24 protein-coding genes and 8 tRNA genes are annotated in these 25108 nt (G+C 47.5%); 14 read left to right on the forward strand and 18 right to left on the reverse strand.

The annotated features are described in order from the left end of the window. Window positions 1–10 precede the first annotated feature (10 nt). Window positions 11–1321: a DUF4340 domain-containing protein gene (locus ACO05Z_RS13250; protein ID WP_421902655.1), complete on the reverse strand. Its 1311-nt coding sequence runs from the start codon at window positions 1319–1321 to the stop codon at window positions 11–13. Between the two features lie 208 nt (window positions 1322–1529). Here ACO05Z_RS13250 and ACO05Z_RS13255 point away from each other — a divergent pair, with 208 nt between their 5' ends. From ACO05Z_RS13255 to ACO05Z_RS13315, 13 genes are all read left to right on the forward strand, one after another. Beyond that, window positions 1530–2279, forward strand: coding sequence for a tRNA lysidine(34) synthetase (locus ACO05Z_RS13255; RefSeq protein WP_421902656.1), 750 nt, complete (start codon window positions 1530–1532; stop codon window positions 2277–2279). Window positions 2280–2355: 76 nt separating this feature from the next. Beyond that, entirely contained in the window at window positions 2356–3261 is a 906-nt protein-coding gene (locus ACO05Z_RS13260) for a peptidoglycan DD-metalloendopeptidase family protein (RefSeq protein WP_421902657.1), read from the forward strand. Window positions 3262–3441: 180 nt separating this feature from the next. Next, window positions 3442–4245: a flagellar biosynthetic protein FliR gene (gene fliR, locus ACO05Z_RS13265; RefSeq protein WP_421902658.1), complete on the forward strand. Its 804-nt coding sequence runs from the start codon at window positions 3442–3444 to the stop codon at window positions 4243–4245. Between the two features lie 11 nt (window positions 4246–4256). Then, window positions 4257–5318, forward strand: coding sequence for a flagellar biosynthesis protein FlhB (flhB, locus tag ACO05Z_RS13270; protein ID WP_421902659.1), 1062 nt, complete (start codon window positions 4257–4259; stop codon window positions 5316–5318). Between the two features lie 69 nt (window positions 5319–5387). Continuing rightward, window positions 5388–7475, forward strand: a complete 2088-nt coding sequence (gene flhA / locus ACO05Z_RS13275) for a flagellar biosynthesis protein FlhA (RefSeq protein ID WP_421902660.1) — start codon at window positions 5388–5390, stop codon at window positions 7473–7475. 13 nt (window positions 7476–7488) lie between these two features. Beyond that, a complete protein-coding gene (locus ACO05Z_RS13280; protein ID WP_421902661.1) occupies window positions 7489–8577 on the forward strand; it encodes a flagellar biosynthesis protein FlhF in 1089 nt (362 codons plus the stop codon). A 103-nt stretch (window positions 8578–8680) separates the two neighbouring features. Next, complete coding sequence (locus ACO05Z_RS13285; protein WP_421902662.1) at window positions 8681–9508, forward strand: MinD/ParA family protein; 828 nt, start codon at window positions 8681–8683, stop codon at window positions 9506–9508. Beyond that, the gene (locus tag ACO05Z_RS13290) at window positions 9450–10241 is read left to right on the forward strand and encodes a FliA/WhiG family RNA polymerase sigma factor (protein WP_421902663.1); all 792 of its coding nucleotides are present in this window, start codon (window positions 9450–9452) and stop codon (window positions 10239–10241) included. Before ACO05Z_RS13285 ends, ACO05Z_RS13290 begins: the two co-directional genes overlap by 59 nt. A gap of 10 nt (window positions 10242–10251) precedes the next feature. Beyond that, window positions 10252–10635 carry a chemotaxis response regulator CheY gene (locus ACO05Z_RS13295; protein WP_015852469.1) on the forward strand — a complete coding sequence of 128 codons (384 nt, stop codon included), beginning with the start codon at window positions 10252–10254 and terminating at the stop codon, window positions 10633–10635. 102 nt (window positions 10636–10737) lie between these two features. Further along, window positions 10738–11442 carry a flagellar basal body-associated FliL family protein gene (locus ACO05Z_RS13300; RefSeq protein ID WP_421902664.1) on the forward strand — a complete coding sequence of 235 codons (705 nt, stop codon included), beginning with the start codon at window positions 10738–10740 and terminating at the stop codon, window positions 11440–11442. 5 nt (window positions 11443–11447) lie between these two features. After that, window positions 11448–11771, forward strand: coding sequence for a hypothetical protein (locus ACO05Z_RS13305; RefSeq protein WP_421902665.1), 324 nt, complete (start codon window positions 11448–11450; stop codon window positions 11769–11771). A 77-nt stretch (window positions 11772–11848) separates the two neighbouring features. Beyond that, window positions 11849–12259 (forward strand): hypothetical protein, encoded by a 411-nt coding sequence (locus tag ACO05Z_RS13310; RefSeq protein WP_421902666.1) that lies wholly within the window; start codon window positions 11849–11851, stop codon window positions 12257–12259. 6 nt (window positions 12260–12265) lie between these two features. Then, entirely contained in the window at window positions 12266–13099 is an 834-nt protein-coding gene (locus ACO05Z_RS13315; protein WP_421902667.1) for a hypothetical protein, read from the forward strand. 134 nt (window positions 13100–13233) lie between these two features. On the opposite strand, the gene ACO05Z_RS13320 is transcribed toward ACO05Z_RS13315, so the two are convergent. The 17 genes from ACO05Z_RS13320 to ACO05Z_RS13400 form a co-directional block, all read right to left on the reverse strand. After that, window positions 13234–15366 (reverse strand): methyl-accepting chemotaxis protein, encoded by a 2133-nt coding sequence (locus ACO05Z_RS13320; protein ID WP_421902668.1) that lies wholly within the window; start codon window positions 15364–15366, stop codon window positions 13234–13236. Between the two features lie 165 nt (window positions 15367–15531). Then, complete coding sequence (lpxC, locus tag ACO05Z_RS13325; protein WP_421902669.1) at window positions 15532–16458, reverse strand: UDP-3-O-acyl-N-acetylglucosamine deacetylase; 927 nt, start codon at window positions 16456–16458, stop codon at window positions 15532–15534. Window positions 16459–16633: 175 nt separating this feature from the next. After that, complete coding sequence (prmC, locus tag ACO05Z_RS13330; RefSeq protein ID WP_421902670.1) at window positions 16634–17497, reverse strand: peptide chain release factor N(5)-glutamine methyltransferase; 864 nt, start codon at window positions 17495–17497, stop codon at window positions 16634–16636. A 143-nt stretch (window positions 17498–17640) separates the two neighbouring features. Continuing rightward, window positions 17641–18714, reverse strand: coding sequence for a peptide chain release factor 1 (gene prfA, locus ACO05Z_RS13335; protein ID WP_421902671.1), 1074 nt, complete (start codon window positions 18712–18714; stop codon window positions 17641–17643). Continuing rightward, window positions 18714–19643 carry a DUF1385 domain-containing protein gene (locus ACO05Z_RS13340; protein WP_421904187.1) on the reverse strand — a complete coding sequence of 310 codons (930 nt, stop codon included), beginning with the start codon at window positions 19641–19643 and terminating at the stop codon, window positions 18714–18716. Before ACO05Z_RS13340 ends, prfA begins: the two co-directional genes overlap by 1 nt. 264 nt (window positions 19644–19907) lie before the next feature. Continuing rightward, window positions 19908–20138: a 50S ribosomal protein L31 gene (rpmE, locus tag ACO05Z_RS13345; RefSeq protein ID WP_421902672.1), complete on the reverse strand. Its 231-nt coding sequence runs from the start codon at window positions 20136–20138 to the stop codon at window positions 19908–19910. Between the two features lie 311 nt (window positions 20139–20449). Then, window positions 20450–20767 (reverse strand): TusE/DsrC/DsvC family sulfur relay protein, encoded by a 318-nt coding sequence (locus tag ACO05Z_RS13350; RefSeq protein ID WP_015852480.1) that lies wholly within the window; start codon window positions 20765–20767, stop codon window positions 20450–20452. Window positions 20768–20947: 180 nt separating this feature from the next. Next, complete coding sequence (locus ACO05Z_RS13355; RefSeq protein WP_421902673.1) at window positions 20948–22675, reverse strand: YcaO-like family protein; 1728 nt, start codon at window positions 22673–22675, stop codon at window positions 20948–20950. Beyond that, window positions 22675–23394, reverse strand: coding sequence for a class I SAM-dependent methyltransferase (locus ACO05Z_RS13360; RefSeq protein WP_421902674.1), 720 nt, complete (start codon window positions 23392–23394; stop codon window positions 22675–22677). Before ACO05Z_RS13360 ends, ACO05Z_RS13355 begins: the two co-directional genes overlap by 1 nt. A 181-nt stretch (window positions 23395–23575) precedes the next feature. Beyond that, window positions 23576–23650, reverse strand: a tRNA-Gly gene (locus ACO05Z_RS13365). 57 nt (window positions 23651–23707) lie between these two features. Continuing rightward, window positions 23708–23782 (reverse strand) — tRNA-Gly (locus ACO05Z_RS13370). Window positions 23783–23785: 3 nt separating this feature from the next. Then, window positions 23786–23860, reverse strand: a tRNA-Cys gene (locus ACO05Z_RS13375). A gap of 11 nt (window positions 23861–23871) precedes the next feature. Next, window positions 23872–23946 (reverse strand) — tRNA-Gly (locus tag ACO05Z_RS13380). A 56-nt stretch (window positions 23947–24002) separates the two neighbouring features. Further along, a tRNA-Gly gene (locus ACO05Z_RS13385) sits at window positions 24003–24077 on the reverse strand. A 63-nt stretch (window positions 24078–24140) separates the two neighbouring features. Continuing rightward, window positions 24141–24215, reverse strand: a tRNA-Gly gene (locus ACO05Z_RS13390). 3 nt (window positions 24216–24218) lie between these two features. After that, window positions 24219–24293: transfer RNA gene (locus ACO05Z_RS13395), tRNA-Cys, on the reverse strand. 8 nt (window positions 24294–24301) lie between these two features. After that, a tRNA-Gly gene (locus tag ACO05Z_RS13400) sits at window positions 24302–24376 on the reverse strand. Between the two features lie 369 nt (window positions 24377–24745). Here ACO05Z_RS13400 and dksA point away from each other — a divergent pair. After that, entirely contained in the window at window positions 24746–25108 is a 363-nt protein-coding gene (gene dksA / locus ACO05Z_RS13405; protein WP_163292594.1) for an RNA polymerase-binding protein DksA, read from the forward strand.

Raw genomic sequence — 25108 nt, forward strand, 5'->3', positions numbered from 1 at the left:
GTATTCCCGGCTATTTTCTGAGAGGAATCTGACCCTGCAGGTCTTCAAGCAGTTTGTCGGAGACTGGATAGTATCCGCTTCCATCGCCTAAAGAGAGCCAGCATTGTCCGTCAGGCAATTCAGGATCGGAATAAAAGGACACTTTAACGACACGCTTGCCATTCTCATCCATTAAGTCCAGATCCATTACCTTTTCAGAAGTTTCCGAAAGGAATGCCTTTGGTTCCGCCTCGAATTTTAATTCATTAAGTCGCCATAAGGACATGTCAATGCCCAGTAGCGGCTTTTTATCCTCAAAATTAATCCAGCTCTTATCGGATTTAATCCCGGTAAAAGTCTGATTACCCTGTACAACCCTTACAGATCCAAGCTTTCCAGTTGCAATGGAAACAACATTTCGTTGCTGCATTGAAAAAGCCTTTTTATCCAGTTGCTCGTAATGTTCCTTACTGAGAACCAGATATCCGCTCTGGGCTGATGAACGGGCAAAATAAAATTTTTCACCATCACCCGGCTCTAAAATTTCAAGAGTTTCGACCTTTTTACCGGGCAATGAAATTTCAATATTTAAAAGAGTCCTGCCATCCTTATTCGGAATATCGGAAACAAGACCTTTTGCAGGGACATCAAGCAAAGAGTGGAGGAAAAGATCCACTGCACTGCTGCTGGCCTGCTTTCCTCCAAGGGAAGCGGGAAAGGAAAACATGAACGGACCGTCCTTACGGACCAAGGTCCATGAAAAAGAGCCCCCATGCCCCAAAGAAATGGAAACTACCTCGTCTGACTTTCCCGATACCAAATGCAGGTTATAATAATGTTCAGCCGGATAGGCGCACCGTTTCACAAAGTTCTTCCCAAGCAAAAAGAGACTCCCTTTTTCCTTGGAATTCAATGCATAGAAACCTTCGCCGGACGCCCCTTCGGCACCGACAGAGATAGCCAGTTCCTGCCCGCCACCGGCAGCAATACGCACCCGGGGAGCTTCGAATCCATATTCAGCAGGAACGGGCTCCGATACTCGGCCCATGAAACGCAGGGCTTTATCCTGAGCTAAAACATCAAGAAGCGAATCCACCTTCTTCCGGTCTGCCTCAACTGTTCCGTTCCAGCCGTGCTGAACGACTCCCCAGCCATCCGCCCTGCGGACAAGAGAAAAGCATTGCTCTTCCAACGAGCACACGTCAAGCCTGTCTACCTGTTCCTTATCCAGAACAGGCCAAACAGGCTCAGCTCGTTCAACCGGCTTCTCCGGCGAACTTAAATAAAAGGCTCCGCAAACAATGGAGACCAGAGTCAAAAATATTAAAAACCTTTTCAGCACAAACAGCACCTTGGAATTACTAGACTCACGACATTATTCAACAACGGAGCAATTTGCTAAAATAAGAGATATAAACTTGCATGTCAACCTATTTTAAGGCAGAATCCCCATCCCGTCGGTCTGAAATAGCTGACCAACGCTAATTTGGTATCAATAAATTATAAATACGATTTTTTCCACAACTTATTAGATAGACTCGGAGCAAAACATGGCCAAATGGGGAAAACTGAGCTTTGCCCAAAAGAAATGCGTATCTACCGTAGGCATGCTCATGCAAAAAACCGAAATGGTCAAAGATGGCGACCGCATCGGTATCGCCGTATCCGGAGGAGTAGACAGCTTTGTACTTATCCGCACCATGCTCATTCGGCAGGCCATCATACCTTTTAATATAGAACTCATGGTTCTGCACGTTAACCCCGGTTTCAAACCGGAGAACCACGCCCCGCTCACCCAATGGTGCGTAGAAAACGGCGTAGCCTCCCATATCGAACTTACCGACTACGGCCCAAGAGCCCACAGTCCGGAGAACAAAAAAAAATCTGCATGTTTTTATTGCAGCCGCCTAAGACGCAAAAGACTGTTTGAGCTCTGTGACCAATACAACCTGACACACCTCGCATTAGGACACACAGCCGACGATTTGGTAACCACATTCCACATGAACATGCTGCAGAACGGACGCGTCGAAGGACTCTCGGCTAATGAATCTTTTTTCCAAGGAAAGTTGCAGGTTATCCGCCCAACATTGATGCTTGAAAAAAAATACATCAAAGCAGCAGCCCGTCAGTGGGAACTCCCTATCTGGGACAACAAATGCCCCTCCAACGACAACACCAAGCGCAGTGAAATCAACAACTGGCTGGAGGAAGAATGGCGCAAAATGCCCGGTTCCAGAAACAACACCTTTAATGCTTTAAGACGCTGGCAGCTTGACTTAAACATGAAAACAACTTAAAAATTTTACAAATTTATTGCGCCTGTTAACCAGAGACAAATTTAACGTCATATTTAAGCAAGGCCCAAAACAGATCATGCTATTAAAAAAATACCACGTAGTCATATTTAAAAACCCCTGCGACAATGCCCGTAAATTCCAGCTCCGCGGCTGGATATTCTTCTTCATTTTCGCTCTTATTGCAGGTTTGGCCGGAGGAAATATATACCTCTGGAAATACTACCAAAGCTATTCCGGATTAGAGAAAAATCTGGCCAGTGCAGAAAAAGCTGTGCAGGAACAGAAAGCACAGCTAATCTCACTTTCCCAGAAAATGCAGAACATTTCGCAGGACCTTGACCGGGTCCACAACTTTGACTCCAAATTACGCGTAATGATCAACCTTGACCAAGGCAATGTTCAGAACGTCGCCCCCAAAGGCGGATCAACCGGAGCAGACTTTTCCAATAACTACCTGCCGCTGTACCGTCAGGAACTCCTTGTCCGTAAGATGCACGACTTCCTTGCCCAGCTCAGCACTGAAGCAAAACTGGAAGAAGTACGCCAGCAGGAAATCATTCACTCCATGCGCTCCAAACAGGACGCCTTGGATGCCACCCCGTCAATCTGGCCTGCTGAAGGCTGGGTAACTTCACCTTTTGGTTGGCGAAGCTCACCTTTCACCGGAAAGCGTGAATACCATAAAGGTATAGACATCTCCTGCCCCATCGGTACCCCCATCTATGCCCCGGCTAAAGGAACCATCTCCTTTTCCGGTGTACAGGGCGGTTACGGCAAGCTCGTAAAAATCAACCATGGTGCCAACCTCTCCACCCGCTACGGACACATGAAACAACCCATCGTGAAGAAAGGACAGGTGGTGACCCGTGGGGAACTTATCGGATATGCAGGCAACACAGGACGCTCTACAGGCCCCCACGTCCACTATGAAGTGAGACTTGGTGGAGTTCCGGTAAACCCAATGCGCTATATCCTGAACTAAATCGCTAAATAATCAAATTTAAAGGTCCGCAAAGTGGAAATTTTGCGGACCTTTTTTATTGTATTTGTTGAAAAAAACAGCCTTCACAACCAGCCGGGCTTTGCCCTCCGCGACTCTTAGTGATAATAGAGCTTAAAGAATGGGTCCTGATCTTGCAAACCCGTCTGAAACGAGGACAGCATGACTTTTTTTAATTTCAATCCCAGCGATCTTATGAGCTTTTACCTTACCCTCTTCAGGGTAAGTATTGTGCTGTTTTTGCTGCCTTTTTTCGGAGGGAATTCCATACCCAAAACAGTAAAAGCCGCATTAACCATTGTTTTGACGCTTGGGATCTGGCCTCATGTCACCTTTGACGGCAGTCTTATGCCGGCCAGCCCTTACAATATTGCCCTGATGATTCTTGGCGAACTGGTACTCGGTCTGGTTATGGGTATTTCAGTTCATGTTATGTTTGCTGCAATCCAGACCGGCGGTAACCTCATTGGCGTCCAAATGGGTTTTTCCATGGTTAACGTCCTTGATCCGCTAACCGGAACCAACGAAGCAGTTACCGCCCACTTCCTGTATATGTGCGCGATTCTGGTTTTCCTGAGCATCAACGGCCATCTCTACCTTATGTCCGCCATGGTTGAGAGCTTTAAGTATATTCCCCCTGGACAGATCTTTATTTCATCAACTCTAACCAGTCAGATAATGTCTATTTCGAAAGACTTATTCGTCCTTGCAGTTAAAGTGGCCTCTCCCATCATCGCGACCATCTTCGTTGTCGACCTCGGACTCGCATTGATCAGTAAAATGGCACCGCAGATGAACGTACTCATGCTCGGATTTCCACTCAAAATTCTGGCTGGCTTCTTTGTCCTCAGCCTTGTTTTCACAGTCCTCTCCCTGCATGTCGGAGAATTCGTGGCAGACCTGCCCAAGTACTTGTTAAGCATCATCAAAGCCGGCAGCCCACCGGACCTGCCAATCGGTAACTAGGAGGAAGCTACATGGCTAAAGATCCTAGTAAAACAGAGAAAGCGACGCCCAAACGAATCAAAAAAGCCCGAAGAGACGGGAGCGTCGCCAAAGGGGAGGAAATGGGCAAGATAATGACCCTTATTGCAGGCGTGATCTGCCTGCGGGTCATTATGGATATGTATTACGAGCAATTCTATGAAATATTCCAGTGGTTCTTCACCAAAGGAATATTCATTGATTTGGATAAACAATCCGTTTACCAACTTTTTCAATGGTGCTCACAAAAGCTGGCCCTCATACTACTGCCACTTTTCCTATTTATCGCCTTTATAGCCTTCCTCGTCCTGCGCCTTCAGGTCGGTAAATTATGGACCACAAAAGTATTCAAGCCCAAATTCTCTAAGATGTTCAATCTTATACAGGGATTTAAGAGACTGATCTTCGACATGAAGACAGTCGTCAGGCTGGTCAAAAGCTTACTTTTCGCCGTTATAGTAGGAATTGCGCCGTATATAGTCATCAAAAATGAAGTAGGAAATTTTCTGCCACTTTTTTATTCCAGTGCACATGAACTGGCTATCTATATACTTCAAATCGGCTACAAAATGGTTACCTACACCATGCTGCCCATGCTCATCCTTGCGTTAGCCGACCTCTGGTATCAACGATATAATTACCAGGAACAAATGAAGATGACGAAGGATGAAGTCAAGGACGAACGCAAGCAGGCTGAAGGCGACCCAAAGGTCAAACAGCAACAAAAGCAAAAAATGATGGCCATCCTCCAGCAACGTATGATGGCGGAAGTACCAAATGCGGACGTAGTTATCACTAACCCCACCCACTACGCTATTGCTCTAAAGTACGATCCTATGGTAGCGCCTGCCCCATTGGTCCTTGCCAAGGGCATGAATAAAGTTGCGGAGCGCATTAAGGAAGTTGCCCGCGAAAACAAAGTGCCGATCCGTGAAAACAAGCCTTTGGCACAGGCCTTGTATAAACAGGTTGAGATCGGTGACATCATTCCGGAAGAACTCTATAAGGCTGTTGCGGCTATACTTGCCAAACTGAATAAATTTACCCGCAAATAAAGGCCTGACAACCTCTTCCGGTGACCAGCAAAGATCACCAGAAAAAGACCTGAAAGGGGTGTCAAAATCATGGCCGAATCAAAAGCGATAAATTACCAGCAATTTGCCAAGCAGGGCGATGTCCTTCTCGCAGGCGGAGTAGTAGTCATTCTCTTCGTCATGCTCATCCCTCTGCCGACCATGTTCATCGACTTTATGCTCAGTGTCAGTATTTCACTGGGACTGGTAATCCTGATTACCTCCATGTTCCTGCAGTCACCCCTTGAATTCTCGATCTTTCCCTCACTCCTATTGGTAACCACCCTGCTTCGTCTAGCCCTGAACGTAGCAACAACACGTGCCATCCTTCTACATGGTGACGAAGGTACATCGGCTGCGGGTAGCGTTATCCAAAGTTTCGGTGAGTTTGTTGTCGGTGGTAACTATGTCATCGGTATTGTCATCTTTATGATTCTGTTCATTCTGAACAAAACAGTTATCGTCTCCGGTACAACCCGTATCGCGGAAGTTGCCGCACGATTTACCCTCGACGCCATGCCCGGTAAACAGATGGCTATTGAAGCCGACCTGAACTCCGGTCTTATCGACGAAGATGAAGCAAGATCCCAGCGTGAAAACCTCCGCCGCGAATCAGACTTTTACGGTGCTATGGACGGTGCAGGTAAATTCGTACAGGGGGACGTTAATGCAGGTCTGTTAATTACCGCCATTAACATCATCGGCGGGATTCTCATCGGTGTACTCCAGAAAGGAATGCACTGGACCGATGCAGCCCAGACCTACACCCTGCTGACTATTGGTGACGGTCTCGTCTCTACCATCCCCTCACTAATCATCTCTACTTCCGCCGGTATCATTGTTTCCCGTGCAGCCGCAGAAGCCAAGATGGGTGAAGAATTCATCGGACAGCTGACTTTCCACTCCCGGGCACTCAAGCTGGTATCAATCATTCTTGTAATCTTCGGCATTGTTCCCGGCATGCCCACCATCCCTTTCCTCTGCCTTTCAGCGATTGTTTATGGAGTTTCTCTCCTTGGACGCGATGCTGAAGCAGAAGAGCAGCAGGAAGAAGAAAAGGCACAGAAAGCAAAGGCCGAACAACCTTCACTGGACAGCCCCGAAGAAGTGCAAGCCCTGCTGCCCCTCGATTCCCTCGAGCTGGAAGTGGGTTACGGACTCATCCCACTAGTGGATGAAGAACAGAGCGGAAACCTGCTCTCACGCATCCGCTCCATCCGCCGCCAGTATGCTCTGGATATGGGTGTCATTATCCCGTCACTACACCTGCGTGACAACCTACAGCTCAAGCCCGGTGAATACCGTGTACTCATCAAAGGCAATGCTGTGGCATCTGCTGAAATCCTTATCGATCATCAGCTGGCTATGGACCCGGGTGACGCAAAACACAGAATTAAAGGTATTGAAACTGTCGAGCCAGCATTCAATCTTCCCGCTATCTGGATTCCCGATACCCAAAAGGAAGAAGCAATGCTTGCCGGATACACTGTTGTCGATCCTTCAACAGTTATCGCGACCCACCTTACCGAAGTGTTCCGCCGCAATCTCGGTGAATTCCTCGGCAGGCAGGAAACACAGGATCTGCTGGACAACCTTTCCAAGCGCGCCCCCAAGGCTGTTGAAGACCTCGTTCCCAACATCCTCTCCCTTGGCGTAGTTCAGAAGGTGCTCCAGAACCTTGTTCGTGAAAATGTATCCATCCGTGACCTGCTGACTATTGTTGAAGCTCTGGCTGACTATGGTCCCTCCATTCAGGACCCGAACCAGCTGACAGAATATGTCCGCTCCCACATGAGTCGGACTATCATTAAGCCCTATCTTGCCAGTGACGGCAGCCTGCCCATCATGACCTTCGGCCCCAATGTGGATGCCAAGCTTAATGATGCGGTGCGCTCATCTGAAAACGGTGGTTTTCTGGCCCTTGACCCCGGCAGTGCCCAGCAGCTTATTCAGAGCGTTAATGCTACTGCTGAAGGTGTACTGGAAACTGACGGTCAACCGGTCCTCTTGTGTGCCCCTCAGCTGAGAAGCCACTTGGCACAACTGATGGTACGCTTCTTGCCTACAATTCCTGTAATATCGCAGGCCGAGATTCCTGCGAGTGTAAGAATCATGTCTGCGGGTACCGTAGAGTTCTAAAAAGGTTGGTAATATGCGGGTAAAAACATTCAGAGGCAGCAGCACAGCAGCGGTATTCGCCGAAATTAAAGCGGAATTCGGCGACAACGCTATTATCCTCAGCAACAAATCTGTTGAAGAGGACGGCCGCAAGATCCACGAGATCATGGTCGGCGTTGACGGTCAGGAAGAAGCTGTTCCGGCGCAGGAAACACGGGAAGAAGTCATTGACGATGCAATGAACAACATCCCGGACTGGAATCAGGAATGGAACCAGATCAAAGGCCATATGATGGCCCTGCTGAAGCCGCAGATGAACCTGAACCTGCTCGCTCCCCGCCAGCGTCTGGCATTGGAATACCTTGAGCGGGAAGGTGTTGAAAACAAGGTCATCCTTGATCTCTTTCAACAGCTTCGTGGTGACAAATCCAAGGCTATCCTTCCCGAACTGGAGAAAATTGCTCCGGTCCGCGCACTTGATTCAAACAACTGGCCCCAGAAATTTCAGGCCCTCGCCGGACCGCACGGCGCAGGTAAAACATCAACTATTATCCGCCTCGCACTTAAAGAAAAGAAAGAAAACCCCACTGCCCGCATCTGTCTTGCTTCAGCAGATCAAGGACAGGGCAAGGGACGCCTCGTCCTACGCCACTACGCCGACCTCTCCGGACTGGAATTCAGGGAACTGGCCAGCCGTGAAGACTTTGCCAAGCTTATTGGTGAAAGCCAAAAATTTGACAGAGTTTTCATCGACCTACCCGGTCTTTCCGGAAATGCAGAATTGGAAGGTTGGTTGGCAGCATGCGGCATGCACGGTCCCTGCGACCTAGCTGTGCATCTGGTTCTGAACCCCTACTACGCTCCGGCGCAGTACACAGCCTTCCTTAAAAAATTCCAGTCCTCCAAAGTCAAAAGTCTTATCTGGACCAAACTGGACGAAGCCTGCAACTACGGAGCACTGGTCAACACTTCTTATGAAAGCGGACTCCCGGTATCTCTGCTATCTTACGGCTCTGGCTTACGGAACAGCATGAAACCGGCCTGTGAAAAAGATTTCTGGAGATTGGTTTTCAAACACCAGCTCCCCGTGCAGGAAAAAATGAAATTCGCTAAAGCGGTATAAGCATATTTCCCCAAAAAAATAAGATAAATCAGGCACAATATTCGTTGCATAAAAATCGCTGGCAACGTAAACAGTATAGATAAATAAGAACAGGGTGATACAAATGAATTCCAATCTTCCCATGGTATTTTCAGTGACCTCCGGCAAGGGGGGAGTAGGCAAGACAAACGTTTCCGTAAACTTGGCCTACAACTTAAGCCGCATGGGCAAGAAAGTCTTGCTGCTGGATGCCGACCTCGGCCTCGCCAACGTCGACGTCCTGCTGGGCATTGCTCCCAAGTACAACCTTTTCCATCTCTTCCACGAAGGGACCGGAATCAGGGAAGTTCTTCACAAGACTGAATACGGATTCGACATCCTCCCTGCTTCTTCCGGCGTAAGTGATATGGTCTCCCTTTCCACCGGTCAGAAACTTGATCTGCTGGAAGCTATGGACCATCTTGAAGAAGAGATTGACTACCTTATCGTTGATACCGGTGCCGGAATCAACGATAACGTCCTCTACTTCAACCTTGCAGTTCAGGAACGCCTTCTGGTACTGACTCCAGAACCGACCTCCCTCACAGACGCATATGCGCTTATTAAAGTCATGAAATTGCATCACGGGGTTGACAAATTCAAGGTTCTGGTAAACATGGCACCTGACATGAAAGGGGCCAAGGAAGTGTTTAAGAAACTCTACATGGCCTGTGACCATTTCCTTAGCGGAGTTTCTTTGGATCTGGTGGGAGTCATCCCCCGCGATCCCAACATGCGACAGGCTGTTATCAAGCAGACCCCGCTTTGCAAGATTGCACCCTCAAGCCCGGCTTGTACCCAGATTGCTGAAACAGCTAAAAGAATAACCAAATGGAAAGCGACATCCGAGCTAGATGGTAATATCAAGTTCTTCTGGAAAAAACTCCTCTTCCAAGAACAGTCCGTGGCTTAATTTAGAGTCCGGCACTACTGGTTGGGAAGATTTTTCGCCCGCAGATCAAGAGGCGATAGTACGGCATTACTCACCGAAAATCCGTATTATCGCACTCCGTATGAAAGCCAAGCTCCCACAGAATGTGGAGCTGGGAGAGCTTATCAGTGCCGGAAGCTTGGGGCTTGTTGAGTCCCTTGGAAAATTTCGCCCCGAACTGAAAATCAAGTTCGAAACCTACGCTGAGAACCGTATCAAAGGCGCCATGCTCGATGAACTGAGACGCATGGACTGGTTTTCACGTGGACTGCGCCAAAAAGTTAAAACCATCGAGAACTCCATTCGCGAAATTGAGCACGAAACTGGCGAAAAACCGACCAGTGCCCAGATCGAAGAAGCGACTGGATTTTCTGCCAAGGAAGTCCAGCAGGGACTCGAAGCCCTTCAGAACCAGCTTTGCGTCAATCTCGACGCCTTTAACGACAATATTCCAAGCAACAAAGATTCCCAACTTGATGATGAGCCGTTCCAGTCTGCTGTTTTCCAGGAAACAGTAGACAAGGTAGCTGATCTGATTGATAATTTGACGCCGAGGGAAAAACTGGTATTATCTCTGTACTACGGGGAGGAACTCAATATGAAAGAGACCTCCGAAGTAATGGAAATTACAGAAGGCAGGGTATCCCAGCTGCATTCTCAGGCCTTGAAAAAATTGAGAAAAATGTTCCACGATAAATATTCTACGGAACCTTAAGGAGAAATAAATGGCGATTGATTACTCTATGAAAGTTCTTGTTGTGGATGACTTCGCAACCATGCGTCGTATTATTAAAAACATCCTCCGCCAGATCGGCTTCACCAACATCGTAGAAGCCGATGACGGAACAACTGCCTGGGAAACCCTGAACAAAGATGACAGCATCCAGTTCATCGTTTCCGACTGGAACATGCCTCAGATGACCGGCATTGAACTGCTGCGTAAGGTTAGAGCCAGTGAAGAGTTCGCCGACATTCCTTTCCTGATGGTTACTGCTGAAGCACAGCAAGAAAACATCATTGAGGCTGTACAGGCCAAGGTTTCCAACTACATTGTTAAGCCTTTCACCCCTGACACCCTCGGTCAGAAAATTAATAAGATTTTTGAATAAGAATTCCTGTTCAGCGGACATGTTCCAGCATGTCCGCTGAACCATATTTCAGGCGGCAGCTAAGGCCATTCCGCCCGGAACCTTGTCTATCAGGATACGTGCATGCTCTTCCTCGCTGTTGATGATATTGATGACTCTGAATCCGGGGAAGATACTCAATCTTCAGCCCCTGCCAGCAAGGCAGCTCAAAAGGTAGAGCTGGACCTTGATGATGCGCCTTTCCTTGAAGACGAAGACGAGGAAGACGATATTCCGGATGAGGAACCGGAAGAACTGGAAGCCCTTGAAGAAGAGCCGGCTGAAAAAAGACCAAAAACCAAGCTTCTTATCTTTATCGGAATCGGGGTAATCATACTTCTGCTTGTTGCGATTCTGGTAAAACTTTTCTTTTTTGACTCTCCCCCACCACCGCCCAAGGAAGAACCCGTTGTTGAAGAAACAGTGGAAGAAATTCCTATGGAAGTTCCTGAAGATACACCGCCCCCACCTCCGGAGGAACCAGGCGTAACCCTACTACGCATGGACCCATTCTGGATTGAACAGAAAGACAAAGACCAGCGTACAAGATTTCTTATTGCCCGCTTTGCTATGACCACCACCGACGAACGGGTTGTGGCTGAATACGGGCGCAAGACACTCATCCTGCGCGATGCGGTCTACTTCTACCTCAAAAATAAAGATTTACAATTTTTAGCCGATGAGAAGAATGTAGAGAAATTAAAAAAAGACCTGCTCATGGTGATCAACCAATACATTGTTGCAGGCGAATTTGAGAAGATCCTGTTTGAGGAGTATCTCGTGAGGTAAAAGACATGCCCGGTCCTGTGGATATGCCCCTGATCATTTCGCAACTTGCGAATGTCCAGAAAATTTCCAATTCTGAAGTAACCAAAGCTGGCCTTCAGCAGACCCTCATGATCAATCCCGAAGAGCAGGAAAAGAATAAGGAAGCTCAGAAGCAGATCCAAAAGACCGAAAAAGACGAAGCCACCATTTCTGTGCGTGATGATAACGGCAGTAAGGGCGGACAGCAGCACTCCGCGCGCAAAAGGAAAAAGCAGGACGAAGAGCCTGAAGAAGAAAAGTCGACCAAGAAGTCTCCATGGTCGGGCAACATCATTAATGTAAAGATTTGAGTTTGCGCGCCTATTGCCCTTCTTCTCTAAACAGGGCAAACTGTTACGTATTCAATGAACCTCTACCATAGCTAATTATGACTGTATTCCTGCTCATTTTCTTTTCCATAACCGAGATAGCCCTGCTTATCGCAGTAATATTTTTCTTCCTCAGGCTGCGCAAGTCCGAAGAACTGGTTACCCAGCTTCAGGTCAAACAGGAAGAATTTGTCAAGAAGCTGCAATTCAACACTCAGCTTGAAAACGAAATGATGAACACCTTTGCCGAGCGGCAGGAAGAGCTGGCCCAGTTAGATATGATGCTGGACCGCAAATCAAAGAAGCTCAAAAAAATACTCGCTCAGGCTGAAGAATTCTCGCGCTCACCGCAGTTTCTGCGCCAGATAATCCTTACAGGTCACAAAGAAGGAAAGCCAGTCAGCAGGCTCGCCAAAGCCACAGGGCTGTCCATCGAAGAAGTAGAATTAATTATAGATCAACATAGTTAAGTTGACATGAAAATTTCCCGATTCGGCAATAGAGGCTTCAGCGGAGGCGGAAACAAATCCTCGGCACGTTCGGCCATGTTCCGCAAGAGATTTTCTGTTGGTGATGTCCTACAAGGCAAGCTGATAAAATGGTATCAGCCTAGACTCGGCTGGGTAATTATTGAAGATCTGGAACTGCTTGCAAGCATCCAGACCAATGCTGCTCCCGGAGACATTCTGACTTTTCATGTCCAACAGCTTTACCCGGACATAATCCTCAAAGAAATAAACCCCGACCACCTCAACGGTCAGGGAACATATATCAATCCTGCAGACGTTACCCGTGAATTCGTCAGCAACCGGGCCGCATTCCAGTCACAAGCCAACTCTATCATCAAGCAACTCAGCAAAGAAAAAGTTGCCAGCGCTGAGGAGCGAAAAATACGTTTCCTGACCCTGCTGGAAGATGACGTAAAAACAGCAGTAATATTTTTCAAAACACTCGACTGCGCCGCAAAACTTAACTCAGTTTTAAAATCAACCAGACTCTACTATATGCCGTGGCTGGTACCCTGCGGACTAAATCAGGAAATAGTACTCAAAACCAGAGCGGATAAGGAAAATCCTGACAACTCATTCTATGAACTGCTATTTTCGCTGGACCTCCCCCCATCCACTCCTGCGCGCTTCAAAGTCATGTACAAGAAGCCGCAATGCGGTTTCAAACTACTGGCTGACGACCCGCGCCTGAAAGCTATACTTGAGCCTGAATTCAAGACTAATTTTCCAGAATTTCTCGGCTCAGAACACATCCCGCCCCACAATGCTGGTGGCGTGCTTTCTGAATTACTAAGCGGATAATTCAATTTTAGATATGAAACGGCGAAGCCATATTAAAAGTTTTTGGGATTCTTAAACCCTTTTTTCAAAAAGGGTTTAAGCAGCCGGAGGCATACTCTTTTCATTCTTAAAAACGCGATAGCGCATCAAATAATTTAATCTTTCTCCACCTGAAACGCTGCCACTTCCTCTTCAAGGCTGGCAACAGAGCTTGAAAGCTGCTCGGTAATCGACACAAATTCAGTCAGGGCGTCTTTTGTCTGAATAGAAGTCTCACTAAGCTGGATCATCGCCTTACTGATCTGCTCGGCCCCTTCGCTCTGGTTCTGCATACCTTCGTTTACAGATTCAAAACGAGGAGTCAGGGTCTGAACCTGATTTACTACCCCGGTAATTCCATCCCCAAGCACAGCCACATTGCTTACCCCGTTCTCAACCTGCTTGCGGAACTTATCCATTTCCATAACCCCGGCAGAAACAGCGGAAAGCATTTCGGCCACGATCTTCTCAATATCAAGAGTGGACATGGCGGTCTGGTCGGCAAGCTTACGTATTTCGCGAGCCACAACTGAGAATCCCTGCCCGAACTCCCCGGCCTTTTCCGCTTCGATTGCAGCATTCAAAGACAGCAAGTTGATCTGCTCTGAAATCTTGGAAATGGAGGTCACCACAGAACTGATGTTGGCAGCTTTGGAGTTGATAACTGAAAGCTTAGAAAAAATCCCGCCGGAAGCATCTCTCATGGCATCCATGGTCACACCCATTTCACCGAGATCAATAACTCCCTGAGCTGCAAGTTCTCCAGTAGAAACAGCAACAGTTGTGGATTCATTCATGGTCCGGGCCAATTCCTGAGAAGTAGCGGATATTTCGCGGGAAGAACTACCCAGCTCCTGAGTTGCGGCAGCCTGATTCTCCACTGCTGCTTCAAGCTGATTGATGGCCGTGCCGAGCTTCAAAGCCGATCCGGTAACCTGATCGCCTGATTTCTGCACCTGACTGACCAAAGAATTCAAAGTAAGCAACATGGTGTGAATTGACTTCACAAGATGGTCAACCTCATCAAAGCGCTTTTCTTTTCCTGTTTCAAAAGAGTCGACGACCTTTTTCAGATGCCCTTTATCCGTAGCCATGGCAAAAACTTTCTTGGCTTCGCGCAGATCACCTTTGGAAACATGATGTGCGACTTTGGAAACACTACGTATGGGCAGACAGATGCGGCGGATCACATAATAAATAACCCCTATGGTCAGCAGCAGAATAATGAAGCTGATTCCACTCTGCTTAAAAATCAAGTCTTCAACGGGAGCAAAAATTTCTTCCTCAGGCACAGTAGAAGCCACGTACCAGCCCAAGGGAGGAAAATAACGGACATAAGATTGGCACTCGACAATTTCACCATCTTGACGCCGCACACGGTAATCCAAACGCCAATCCCCAAGCTTGCCCACTTCTTTAAGGTCATGCATCAATGTGTTGCCGGTATCGAGATTTAAGGTTTTCGCAAAATCCGGTCCGGCACCTAAGGGCGGAACTAGTACTTCCTTATTATTGTTAAAGATAAAAAGACGTCCGGTTTCAGCCAGCCTGATCTGTGAAAACCCCTTGCGCATATCGCGAATCAGGTCCTGTTTCTGACGTTCAACAGCCCCTTCAATATCATCTACGTAAGCCCCGGTTCCGATAATCCATCCCCATTTCGGAAAACCTTTTACATACAGAATCTTGGAAATCGATTCATCTTCACCCAATCTGGTCCAAATAAGATTCACAAACCCACCACCTTCACGGGTGGCTTTCCTGATCATATCAGGTCCATAAGCATAGCCGTTCTTATCAACACCTTTCGATAAATCTCGACCTTCAAGAGAACGATCCGGGTGCGCTAGAGCTTGTAACTTGTCAGTATAAATGAAAAAATAGTCATTATTAAAATATCTTGTATTACGGGCAAGCTTGTACGCCGCTTCCTTGGCTTCCTTTTCGCTTAGCTTTCCGGACTTGTACAACTGGTAATAACTACCGACCTGAGCAAGAAAAATAGTCATCGCATCTTTGATAGCCTGCTTACGGTCTTGGAATGCATGTTGGCGATAACGATCAAGGGCCTGATGTCCTTCCTGCAGATAGAGCATCCCGACCCTGATTGTATTCCGGGCAGTACGCCCCTGGAAATGGGCCATATCTTCTTCCAATGTTGAACTTGTAAAAACAAGTGTGACAATAGAGGAAGCAATGACAACGGCAGCGACTATATATGAAATTCTAGTACTGATTGACCGGAACATGAATTCTCCTTCAAATATAAAAAGACCGACAGGCTATTAAAATCAATACAGCCATTTTTACCGCTGCATACATTGTAGTCAAGCCTGTCTCATAAATATCTGCACAACAGACAAAAAAAGACCCGCCTAAAAGACGGGTCTTAAAATCTCATTGCAAAGTCCTTGCTATGCTGGTGCAGGAACTGCTTCCGGAGCAACAGGAGTAAAAGCTTTTTCTTCAGCTTTCCCGGCAGCAGGTTCGAGGACACGCTCTTCCAGATAATCAACGGCGTTTTCATGCACGTAACGCAGGAAAGCGTTGTTCAGCGCATGACCTGAGGCATAGACTTCGAAACGCCCCTGAAGAGGTGCTTCAAGCACAGCCATGTCACCGATGAAATCAAGCATTTTGTGCCTTACAAACTCATCAGCAAAACGGAGTCCACCGTCATTCAGGATACCGTAATCATCAAGAACAACCGCGTTATCAAGTGAACCACCCAGAGCGAGACCGTTGGCATGCAGATACTCTACTTCCTTCAGGAAGCCGAAAGTTCTGGCTTTTGCCAATTCATCCATGAAAACATCAGGAGTAATTTCGAGGGAGAGAGTTTGTTTACCGATCTGGGGATGTTCAAAATCAATGGTGTAATCAACAGCAAATCCGTCATGGGGAAAAGCCCTGACATATTTGCCGTCCTGCTCAAAATTAATTGATTTGGTCACGGCCAGCACCTTGCGGGGCTTGGAAAGCTCACGCACTCCGGCCTGACGGAGCAGATATACAAAAGGCCCTGCACTACCATCCATGATGGGCAGTTCATTACCTCTTACTTCAACATGAATATTGTCGATACCCATTCCGCGCACAGCAGCGAAAAGATGCTCGACAGTAGAAACAGAATCCTGCCCGTTACCAATGGTAGTGGCAAGCCCGGTGGCTACAACCAGATTAGGATTGGGAGTGATAAAAGAACTTCCGGAACCGGTGTGAACGGAAAAAAGAATACCGGTATCTGCTACAGCGGGCCTGAGTACGATTTCCACCTGCTTACCGCTGTGAAGGCCGATACCCTTGCATCTTACTGTATTCTGAATAGTTGTTTGTAGCATATTATCTCCTGTTGCCCCTACTTACAGCAAATAATATGCCATCTCTAGCGAATACCATAAGCATCTAATCTTATTATATTTTTAGGTCGTGAAAAAGCTCACGAGCTCTAACTAGTTGTATTTTTACAACAACACAAAACATACATTGTGGTTTTTTTGCAAACATGCAGTAAAGCTATCTCTTTTTTGCCACAACGATCCGGTCATGCTCAGAAAGGTCCTTTTGAACCTCAACGCAACCGGAAAACTCCATACAGGAGTCAAAAATATTATGGGCCACCTGCCCCTGAAGATATCCGATTTCCATAAACACTGTACCGCCCTGCTTAAGAGTGGCGGCAATACGCGGGGCACTACCCTTGATATCTTCATCTCCATCCGGTCCACTGACCAGTGCAGACACAGGCTCGAACTCGGCTACCTCATAACTGATCTCATCAAGCTCCGCTTCACAAAGATAAGGCGGATTAGCTAAAATCAAGTCAAATTTTGAATCAGCCAGCAACGGTTCATTAAAATCAGCTCGCACAAAGAGTACCCGCTCCGCCACACTATGCAGCCGTGCATTCTCCTGTGCAATCTCCAAAGCCGCAGGACTAAGATCCAAAGCGATACCACGTGCTTTCGGAAACAACTTCGCCACAGTCACAGCCAGAATCCCTGATCCGGTGCCAAAATCAGCAAATAAAAAGCCATCATCCGCACTGAAAAGCTGCTGAACCTTCTCGACAATTTCCTCGGTCTCAGGGCGTGGAATCAGTACGCCGGGGCCGACTTTAAATTCAAACCCGTAAAATTCCTTCACACCTAGAATATAAGCCGCAGGTTCGCCGGATGCCCTGCGCTTTACAAGCGCATCAAACTCAACAGCCTTTTCTGAGTCCACCAAGCTTTCCAGCTCCATGATTAGCTGCACCCTGTTCAGCTCAAAAATCTTCTCCGCAAACAATTGCGCAGATAAGGCAGGAGAATCTACGCCAGCTTCATTGAGCTGCGCAGTAGCTTTGGAAAGAACTTCTTTTAATTTTTGATCAGCCAAACCATATCTCCCAAAAATAAAAACGGGATATTAAGAAATATCCCGTTTATTAAAATCAACGTTGCGAAGCATAACAAAAGGTTTTGGGATTTTTAAACCCTTTTCCAAAAGGGTTTAAAGCTCCCGGCAGGGCCGCGGAGGCATTAACCGTCCTGAGCCTGCTGCTTGAGGGCTTCGGACTGGTAATGACTGATAAGTGAATCAACAACCTCATTCATATCACCTTCCATTACAGCATCAAGCTTGTAAAGAGTCAGGTTAATACGGTGGTCGGTGATTCTGCCCTGCGGATAGTTGTAGGTACGAATACGTTCGGAACGGTCACCGGACCCAACCTGTGCACGGCGCTGTTCAGCCATTTCGGCATGCTGTTTTTCCTGCTCAGCCTGCAGCAGGCGTGAGCAGAGAACCTTCATAGCCTTGGCCTTGTTTTTGTGCTGGGACTTTTCGTCCTGACAGATAACAACCAAACCGGTGGGAAGGTGAGTGATGCGGATAGCGGAGTCAGTGGTGTTAACGGACTGACCACCGGGACCGGATGCGCGGAATACGTCGATACGCAGATCTTCGTTACGTACCTGTACGTCAACTTCTTCAGCTTCGGGCATGATTGCCACGGTAGCTGCGGAAGTATGAATACGGCCCTGAGTTTCAGTCGCGGGTACACGCTGTACGCGGTGAGTACCGGACTCGTACTTCATTTTGGAGTAAATACGGCTACCGCTGATAGCTGCAATGATTTCCTTGAAACCGCCTGTTCCGGTGGGGTTGGAGTTCATAACTTCAACCTTCCAGCCGTTGGATTCAGCAAAGCGGGAGTACATACGGAAAAGGTCGGCAGCAAAAAGAGCCGCTTCTTCACCGCCGGTACCGGCACGGATTTCAAGAATGATGTTCTTGCCGTCCATGGGGTCTTTGGGCAGCAGGAGAAGCTTGAGTTCTTCTTCCAACTTGGGCAGACGGTCCTTGATTTCAGCAATTTCCATCTCAGCCATTTCGCGAATTTCAGGATCGGAATCCTTCGCCATTTCCTTGTTGTCTTCAAGGTCGGCGGAAAGTTTTTTGTATTCGCGGAATGCTTCCACAACCTCACCCAGTTCGGCGTGAGCCATGGTTACTTTGCGGTAGCGGTCCTGATTATTATAAACTTCCGGGTCTGCAAGCTCCTGCTCCAGATCCATGAAAGAACGTTCAATATCTTCCAACTTGGCAAACATCAGCTGTTTCCTCCATCAGCATCGGCAGCAACCGCCGTATTGAGCGCCGCGAGAGCAACTTCAATCTGCTCTTCGTCCGGCTCACGGGTAGTCAGCAGCTGCATTCCCATCCCCGGCAGGCAGGCAGCCTTGCACAGAGCCTTGTCCTCATGCTTGGAAGACACCTTGATCATCTCATAGGCGACCGCACTCACAGGAGCCATCAGCAGCAACTTGATACCGACTATATATAAATGTTTAAGCACAAACCCTTGCGGTGCCCAGATAGCAACAATCAGGGGTACCAGCACGGTAAAAAGCAAAATACTCACCACCAGCACGAAAAGCAGAAATGCTGTTCCGCAGCGGGGATGGAGCCTGCTGAATTTTTTAATATCACAAACTTCAAGATTACCGCCCGCTTCATAAGCCCAGATGGCTTTGTGTTCGGCACCGTGATATTCAAACACGCGCTTGATATCCGGCACAAATGAAATGGAGACAATGTAGCCAAGGAACATGAGCATCTTAAAAAAGCCGTCCCAGATGTGGAAGCTCAGGGAATCCACACCACCGGAAACGCCCCACCATTTCATGGCTACGGAAAAAAAGTGCGGCAGCACAACAAAAAGGCCCAGCGCAGCACCAAGGGCAATGACCATGGTCAGCACAAGATGAAAGGTGGTCAGTTCACCATCTTCCTCTTCATCAAGAGCCTGTGTTGCAGAATAATTCAAAGCCTTTACCCCGTTTACCATGGTCTCCATAAAAATAGGAAAACCGCGCAGAAAAGGTTTTTTCATAAACGCGGGTGTCATTGAGAACCAGGGGCGGAGTTCAACAGTAATCTCGCCGTCAGGACGACGGACAGCGATGGCGAGGTTGTCCTTTGCGCGCATCATAACGCCTTCGATAACAGCCTGTCCGCCAACGGTTTTGGCAGCGGACATAAGAAGAGGTAATTTCAAATCCGTTTCCTCACTGATAAGGACCTGACGGCCCGTAAAATAGTAATGTTCTCAGGTAAAATAATCATTAACAGCCGTCAAGCAAGACTGAAATTGAATATCATTACAAAAGAATACAGCGGGGAGGGATTTAAAATGTCCCACCCGGCTACGATGCAGGACTCTAAAATGTTCAAAAAAAGGACATGCCTCTGCCGTACAAGACGGCAGAGGCATGTCCACGCGGCAAAACCGCAGAAATATGAGCTAGTTGCCCTTAACTTTGCTTGCTGCGTCGAAGTTACCAAACTTCTTCTTAAAGCGGTCAATACGACCAGCGGTATCAACAAAACGCTGCTTACCGGTGTAGAAAGGGTGGCAGTTGGAACAAATTTCAGTGCTCACCTCTTCACCGAGAGTGGAGTAGAGTTCGGACTCATAACCGCAGTGGCAGCGTACAGTTGCCTTATGAAGTTTAGGATGGATATCTTTTTTCATGACTTTCTCCTGTCTTTGTTAACCGTGAAAACAAGGCCGAATACACCTGCACTTGAGAATATGCAAGCTTTATTTGCCCAGTTCCGCAATTTTTGGTGCAATAAGTTAACAGGCTCGCCCGACATACGTCAAGCGACCGGGTCGAGTAGACAACCAGATGCCTACTGACAATTCAGCTATCAATCCGGGATATTTTACTATTCCCTTTTACCCTAATAACCGGACCGTCACCATTCATCTACTTGTCATTAACGAACAAAAAAGGCGGGACCGCGAGGATCCCGCCTGAATATTCTGAAAGCTGTCTGGTACTAAACGCAGCCGGTAGGCTTAGGCAGACCAGCCATCTTACAAGCTCCCTTACCGGGACCGGAGGGGAACAGTTCGTAGATGTGCTTCAGTTTGAAACCAGTTACTTTAGAAAGGATACGCACCATGGGAGCGATACCGTTCTTTTTGTAGTAGTCCTGCAGAAAGTCGATAACTTTCTGGTGTTCTTCGTTGAGTTCTTTGATGCCTTCGGACTCTTTGCAGAAGTCAACCCACTCAGGGCACCAGTCTTCAAACTTCAGGAGGAAACCGTCTTCATCAACGTCAAAGCTTTTGCCCTGGAATTCTACGATAGCCATAATAATACTCCTAGGAATATTTACATTTATTACTGTAGGTTCTGACCGTGTCGAACCCGCCATATCCAAAAACAGCGATCCGCTGTTTCACGACTATTTTTACAGCGCAAAATCACAATGCGTTTTTGCTCAAACTGAAATAAGCCTTAAATCGAGTTCTTGTCAATCAGGTACAGGAATTTATTTATCGAGTAATTCCTGAAGATGGGGAACCGCATACTCAAGTGAAGGGTCAAGTTCCAATGCGGTGCTCAAGTACTCGATAGCTTCATCATCTTCGCCCATAAATTTATGACATAATCCGAAATTGGCAAGGTCTGAAGCAGAACCACTGTCCAACGCAAGTGCAGCTTTGAAATCCACAGCAGCCAGTGCATAGTCCTTAGCCTTGAATTTAGCTACACCGCGCAGGTTGAAATATTCCTTAGCTTCATCATCAAGCTCAATGGCCCGATCAAGATAAGGAATGCTTTCAGGCCAGCGCTCTTCAAGAGAAAGCGCGTAGGCGGTATAGAATGCAGAGAGTGCCTTTTCTTCATCAGCAGGTTGCATATCAACAGCAATGCTGAACATATCAACGGCACGGGAAGTATCACCGCCACGCAGGGCCAGCATACCTTCGAAAAAAGGAATGAAATACGGCTCGTCATAAATATCAGCAATTACATCCAGCCCGTCACCGGCAATATCAAGAGCGACCTTTTCGGAAAGAATACGGCCCACAAAAAGACCGAGGCTGGCGTGCGGAGTACGCTCACGGAACTGAAAACCGGGCACAAAGTTATAGTTTGCAGGCACACCCAATTCAGGATGAGTGGTATCAACAGTGTACAGGGAGTATCCCTTTTCTTCCAACTGTGCGGCAAACTGCTTCAGCTCATCGTAAATGTCATCGCTTTCAACAGAAGGCAGGGACTTCATCTTCACACACTCCCCTGCTCCGAGCCAATTAGTCTGCTCGATTTCGGTAAATTTGGGCAGACCGGAAGCTTCATAGACACGCCCGGTCTCAAAATCACCGGCAAGCTGTGCAACTTCAGTGAAGGCGCGAATAGCAGCCTTACACGGAGAAGCGGATGTTCCGGCAGTGAAGACGATCTCACTCATGCCGGGAAAAGTTGAGGGATCCCATGCAGTAACCGCCACGGTAGGCAGCGGCATGCCAAAGGAGAAGTCGTTAATGATGTATTTGATGTCGTTGTCATCAAAACATTTGCAAAGATTGGACAGGACTTCGTCTTCACAGGAAGCCGGATCAATAACCGGAACTTCCGGGCGATCACGGTCGATCACTGCGCAGACATGCCGCTCCACCAGCTCACTGCCACCCTGCAACACAGATTCCTCCGGGGAGTTACCCGCGGAAGCACCGTTGAACTCATTGAGAATCTTGAACCAATCCAGCGGCACATATTCCTCTTCCCCGGTATGCACGTTAAGTGCAGGATAGAAATGCCAGCGCACCAGATCAAGGATGACCCGTGCTTTGCCGGAGTCCATTTCTTCGCCTACGGACTGCAGAATCTTCTCAATGGAGATAACCTTGCCAGGCCAAAGTTCTTCTGCCTCGCTGTAAGTAGCAAAAGTAAAGTTATCGGACTTGGACCAGAAGCTGAAAAAACTAAACCGCTCTACCAGCTCCATAAGCGCGGAAGCTTCAGCCTGCGCTACAGAAGCGCCCTTACCCATCTGCTTGCGGGTAGGCATAACTTCACGGGCTTCATCGCCGCACTCACTGATGAACACAGGAATACCCAGACGTCCGGTATCCACCTTGCGGGTACACTTAAGAACGCCGTTGCATTTTTCATCCAGCAAAGCCTTAACCCGAGAGACAGTATCCTCAGGGCTGACTGCCTTATCCTGATCCTTGGAGTAAACCTTGGGGCATGATTTGAGTTCCAGCATTATTTTACTCCCATCCTGACCAGAGAAACGATGGATTTTCCTTCGCCTGCATTTCCGGCAAAAGGCACTTCCTGTCTCATCAAACGGTAACTGTCTTTGGTCTGCTCAAAAAATTTCTTGCCGCCACGTTTTTTATCCATAGCCAACAGCACTTCGGAATCCTTAGCTTCCACCAGATGCTTGGCAATAAATCCGGGCAGGGATTCGGCAACATCGTCACGATGTAAAATTTCGCAGCCAAGAATATAGTTAAATTTTTCTCCCAAGTCGGTCTCAGCGAAATCAACCTTGCTGACAGCTATGTTCTCTTCAAACTTGTTGCGGGAGACATTCAAGCGGGCAAAAAGCAAAGCATCGTCATCGGTGTCAGCCAGAATAACTTCATAGCCACGGCTGGCAGCAATCATGCCGCACAGTCCGCCATCTGTCCCCACCTCGAGAAACTTAGCTCCTTCGGAAGCCTTGAACTTAAGCGCGTAAAAACCAAGCACAAGAGAAGAAGGCCAGATCTTAGCCCAGAGAGGCAGATCAATCTTTTTGCCGCCACGGGCCTTATTAACAAGCTTATCAAGATACGCAGGCATATCTGCAATCTGAGCCAGTTCAAAAATTTTATCGCCAACCTTAACTTCTTCAAACTTGATCGCGCCGAACTTATTCCGGGCCGCGGCAAGCAACTCATCAAAAGTTGCATCATGCTTTAACGCTATATTTTTCAAGGAGACCTCCAAAAGAATTCTTCGTCTTTATTTCACCCTAACTAGGTAGGGATATATTTCCTTATCTTGCTGAAAAAATCAGCCACAGAGCAAGATGAGTAATCATTAACATGCGGGTGGTCAACATCCGTCACAAAATGCACAAAAAAAGGGTCAATCTTACTGATCGACCCTGAAATTCTGGAGCGGGAAACGAGATTTGAACTCGCGACCTCAACCTTGGGAAGGTTGCACTCTACCGCTGAGTTATTCCCGCTGAAATTTAATTGTAAAAAAGAAAAAGGGTCGACCGTATTGATCGACCCTGAAATTCTGGAGCGGGAAACGAGATTTGAACTCGCGACTCCAACCTTGGCAAGGTTGTACTCTACCACTGAGTTATTCCCGCTGATGGAGGCGGCATCCAGATTTGAACTGGAGAATGGAGGTTTTGCAGACCTCTGCCTTACCACTTGGCTATGCCGCCGAAATCTTTTTTGGAGCGGGAAACGAGATTTGAACTCGCGACTCCAACCTTGGCAAGGTTGTACTCTACCACTGAGTTATTCCCGCTCGATATCCGATTAAGGAAAAAAACGGCCTCCCTGATGTAGGAAGGCCTAAAATTCTGGAGCGGGAAACGAGATTTGAACTCGCGACTCCAACCTTGGCAAGGTTGTACTCTACCACTGAGTTATTCCCGCTCGGGATTTATCTTCAATTCTATTGAAGAAAGGTCGACCACAAGGGTCAGCCAAGAAATTTAGTGGAGCGGGAAACGAGATTTGAACTCGCGACTCCAACCTTGGCAAGGTTGTACTCTACCACTGAGTTATTCCCGCTCGTGGAGGCGACATCCGGATTTGAACCGGAGAATGGAGGTTTTGCAGACCTCTGCCTTACCACTTGGCTATGTCGCCGAAATATTTGGAGCGGGAAACGAGATTTGAACTCGCGACTCCAACCTTGGCAAGGTTGTACTCTACCACTGAGTTATTCCCGCTCACGAAAAGCGAAGCAGTTTTTAACTTTCTGAGTTTAAACTGTCAACACTTTTTTAATTCTTTTTATCTTTTTTGCTTTCCTTCTGCTAAGCAGCCGGATATGATTTAATCAATTATCTAGATAACTTTAAACCAGCAAAGTCAAACAAAATATTTTCAAAGAACCGACTTGTGCGTCGCTGAAAAAGTGTTTAGGGCAGCCCCTTTTTTTTGTCAACCGTTTTATTTTTTTATTTTTTTATTTTTTTTTATCATGCACTTTACTTCCATGCCAACTTTAGGATAATACCATGCATCTTAAAAAAGAGTTCGAGTCGTTTTGGTAAATTGTAACCCCACCTCCTATCTTTTAAAGAGAGGTTATCAATATGGAACAGAAAGATATTGAATACTTCCGCGAGACCCTTAACAAGATGCTCGACGACATCCTTCAGAAGGGACAGGAAACCATTGAAGACATGACTGAATCCGGGGAAACTTATGCTGACCCCGCAGACCGCGCTACCGCCGAGTCCGACCGTGCCTTCACTCTCAGACTCAGAGACAGGGAACGCAAACTGATTAAAAAAATCCAGAAGGCCATCCAGCGTATTGACGACGGAGACTTCGGTATCTGCCACGCCTGTGGTGACGATATCTCTGTCCCCAGACTCAAGGCTCGCCCGGTAACCACCCTCTGCATTGCCTGTAAGAGCAAGCAAGAGGAAGAAGAACAGAATCGTGGAGATTAA

The organism is Maridesulfovibrio sp. (assembly GCF_965230075.1).
Taxonomy (GTDB): Bacteria; Desulfobacterota; Desulfovibrionia; order Desulfovibrionales; family Desulfovibrionaceae; genus Maridesulfovibrio.